3 protein-coding genes are annotated in these 3,173 nt (G+C 65.9%); all 3 read right to left on the bottom strand.

What is annotated here, in order from left to right:
- Positions 1–820: 820 nt before the first annotated feature.
- Positions 821–2,314 (bottom strand): IS66 family transposase, encoded by a 1,494-nt coding sequence (gene tnpC / locus ACG04R_RS28335; RefSeq protein WP_394418155.1) that lies wholly within the window; start codon positions 2,312–2,314, stop codon positions 821–823.
- 103 nt (positions 2,315–2,417) lie between these two features.
- Positions 2,418–2,750 carry an IS66 family insertion sequence element accessory protein TnpB gene (tnpB, locus tag ACG04R_RS28330; RefSeq protein ID WP_394418152.1) on the bottom strand — a complete coding sequence of 111 codons (333 nt, stop codon included), beginning with the start codon at positions 2,748–2,750 and terminating at the stop codon, positions 2,418–2,420.
- Positions 2,747–3,091: an IS66-like element accessory protein TnpA gene (gene tnpA, locus ACG04R_RS28325; RefSeq protein WP_394418149.1), complete on the bottom strand. Its 345-nt coding sequence runs from the start codon at positions 3,089–3,091 to the stop codon at positions 2,747–2,749. Before tnpA ends, tnpB begins: the two co-directional genes overlap by 4 nt.
- Positions 3,092–3,173 lie beyond the last annotated feature (82 nt).

The following is a 3,173-nucleotide window of genomic DNA, read 5'->3' as shown; positions in this document are numbered from 1 at the left end:
GTAAGCGTCCGCCGAAGTCACCCTTATATTCCGCCGCCTACCTGCTCAAGCCGACGAAGGACCCTTTGACATGAAGACAACGCGAGCTGTTTCGGCAGCCCTTATCGGAGTATTTTGGTGGTCTACCGCCTCCGCCGCTCCTGGTGAGGTAGAACCACCGCTGTGCAATGAAGACAGCATCGTGGACGCGGGCCCCCTGGACGGGGTCAAGCTTGTAAGCCCAGGGCGAATCGCGGCTGGACCGGCGCTCCACCTTGAGCTCATGCCGGGTGAGGTCTGCGACCCTGATAAGTGGCAGCCCGGTTGGTGCAACCCGAATGCCGCGGCAGGCACATCTGGCGTCCAGATCCACCGCTACAAATCCTGGGCCTGCGTCGTTGTCCCCGGCAAGGGAAAACTAGCTACTGTCGCAGGCTGGATTCCGGCCTCTCGGTGGCTAGAGGACAAGTCTACAAGCACAAGCGCGTGGGTTGGTGTTTGGCAGAACAACCACGCAAAGCTATCAATCACTTCGGTCGACGGCCGCCTTCACGTCGTCGGGAACGCAATATGGCAGGGCGGTGGTGACCCGCACTTTGGATCATTCACATTCGACGCCCCCCTCGGGACCGATGTAGTGGGACTAACGGGTGAGTGCGAGGTCCAGATTAGGAAGGTCGGAAACTTCCTGTTCGCTCAAGACAACAAGCAGTGCGGCGGCATGAACGTTTCCTTTGACGGGCTGTACCGATACCGCGGAGACCTCAAACCGTAGGGGAAGCCTGAGCTGGAGCATTCGTTCACTCGATTGGCCAATAACGCCTTTGGTCGATGCTGATGGCTACGCTAGCGGCGACCAGCGATGCGGCAGTAGCTCGTCGACCCGACTGGCCGGCTGCGCCGGCAGCCGCTCCAGCACATCACGCAGGTAGGCGAAGGGATCGAGCCCGTTGAGCCTCGCCGAGTGGATGAGGCTCATCACCGCCGCAGCCCGCTTGCCCGCGCGCAAGCTGCCGGCGAACAGCCAGTTCTGCCGGCCCAGAGCAATGGGCCGGATGCGGTTCTCTACCCAGTTGTTGTCAAGGGGTAAATCGCCGTCGTCGAGGTAGCGCGTCAGCGCCACCCAACGCTTGAGGCTGTAGTCGATGGCCCGCGCGGTGGCTGAGCCGTCGGGCACGCGCTGGCGTTGCTGTCGCAGCCACTGGTGCAGGGCGTCGGCCAGTGGCCTTGCGGTCTGCCGGGCTTCAAGCCGAGCTGCGCTGTCGGCACTGGCGGTGGTTCGCTCGACCTCGTAGAGCTGGCCGAAGAACTTCAGTGCCTGCTCGCCGACCTGGCTGCCGTGGTTGGCCCAGAGTTCGTGGAACTTGCGCCGCGCGTGCGCCATGCAGCCTGCCTCGGTCACGCCCAGCTCGAAGCAAGCCTTGTAGCCGGTGAAGCCGTCACAGACGAGCTTGCCTTGCCAAGCTGGCTTGGTTGGCGTCCCGGGCAGCCCGAGGAAGCCACGAGCGTGCTGACCGCCACGGCTGTCGGCGAAGTCGAAGACGACGGCCTGCAGGGGGCTGAACTGGGTGCTGCAGTAGCTCCACAGGTACGCCCGATGGGTCTTGCCGTCGCGCTGACCGGCGGCCTTGAGCATGGCTACTGGCGTCTCGTCGGCGTGCAGCACCCGCTGGCGCAGCAGCTCGGCGGTTAGCGCGTCAACGAGAGGCTGCAGCTGCACGCCGCACTCGCCAACCCACTGCGCCAGCGTGGAGCGCGAGATGGCGTGGCCGGCGCGCTCGAAGATCGCTTCCTGTCGGTACAGCGGCAGGTGGTCGAGGTACTTGGCCACGAGCACCTGGGCCAGCAGGCCCGTCGTCGGCAGGCCCTTGTCGATGATGTGTGGCGCGACCGGCGCCTGCACGATCCGCTCGCAGCACTTGCAAACCCACTTGCCGCGGATGTGGCGCTCGACGGTGAAGACGCCGGGCTGGTAGTCCAGCTTCTCGGCGACGTCTTCGCCGATGCGCTGCATAGCCTGGCCGCAACCGCAGGTGGTGTTCTCGGGCTCGTGACGCACATCGCGGCGGGGCAGGTGCGCCGGCAGCTTCCCGCGCCGGGGCTGTTGCCGTTCGCCGGCAGCCCGGCTGGGCTGCAGCCCTTCAATCTCGGCAGCCACTGCCGCCAGGTCGCTGTCCAGCGTCTCGTCCAGCAGGCTCTTCTGCTCGGCGCTGAAGCGCTCGCTCTGGGCGGCGAACTTCAGCCGCTTGAGGATCGCGTTCTCGTGGGTGAGCTTGTCGATGATGGCCTGCTTGAACGCGGCCTCGGCGCGAGCGGCCCTCAGGGCGTCGCGCAGTTGCTGGGCATCGAGCGTGTCGAGGTCATCGGCAATCACGAGACGTGATGCTGCCCGGCGCAGACCGAGCTGCCCATCGGCAGATGCCGCAATGGACGCGGAGCTACAGCAGCGTGATGACGCCGGCTTCGCCGACGTGCTGCCAGGGCAGGCCAAGCACCAAGGCGTCGAACTGTGCGTGGTTCAGGTTCAACGTGCCGGTCACGTCGCGCGGCCACACGAAGCGGCCGGCGTTCAAGCGGCGAGCTGCCAGCCACACGCCGATGCCGTCATGCACAAGCACCTTCATCCGATTGGCGCGGCGATTGGCGAACAGGTAGGCGTGGTGGGGGCGGGCAGCACCGAAGACAGCGACCACGCGCCGCAGGGCGGCCTCGGTGCCGGCTCGCATGTCCAGTGGCTCGACTGCCAGCCACAGCGCGTCGACCCGGATCAACGCAGCATCTCGCGCAGCCAAGCGGCGCAGGCCGTAGCGCCATTCAACGGCCAGCGCACGCGAACGTGGACCGCGCCGCGCTGCAGCTCCAGTTCGATGGACTGCGGCGGATCAGATGGCGGGACCTCAGAGACCACCGACACGGGGACGAAGGCCGGTGAGTTGCGAATCTCACCGTCGTCGGCAGCCAGGCGGCGCCACTTGTGAACGAGATTGGCGTTGAGGCCGTAGTTCATCGCGACCTGGGCCACGGACGCGCCTGGCGCCGCGCATGCGGCGATGACTTGCTGCTTCAGCTCTGCATCGTGACGCCGGCGGAGGGCCGGCTTGGCGTCTGACATGGTGTCCACCTAACTTGTTTGGTGGGCACCATCCTGGCTGCCGGCCACGGGCCGTTCAAGGTGAGTTGGCCGGACGGATACG

Origin of the sequence: Pelomonas candidula, assembly GCF_043555985.1 — a bacterium.
Taxonomy (GTDB): Bacteria; Pseudomonadota; Gammaproteobacteria; order Burkholderiales; family Burkholderiaceae_C; genus Pelomonas; species Pelomonas candidula.
This window is presented reverse-complemented; position numbering and strand designations above follow the sequence as displayed.

What these genes read in the sequence shown, in the direction of transcription:
- tnpA (WP_394418149.1), bottom strand. Translation starts at nt 3,091, where the DNA reads ATGTCAGACGCCAAGCCGGCCCTCCGCCGGCGTCACGATGCAGAGCTG.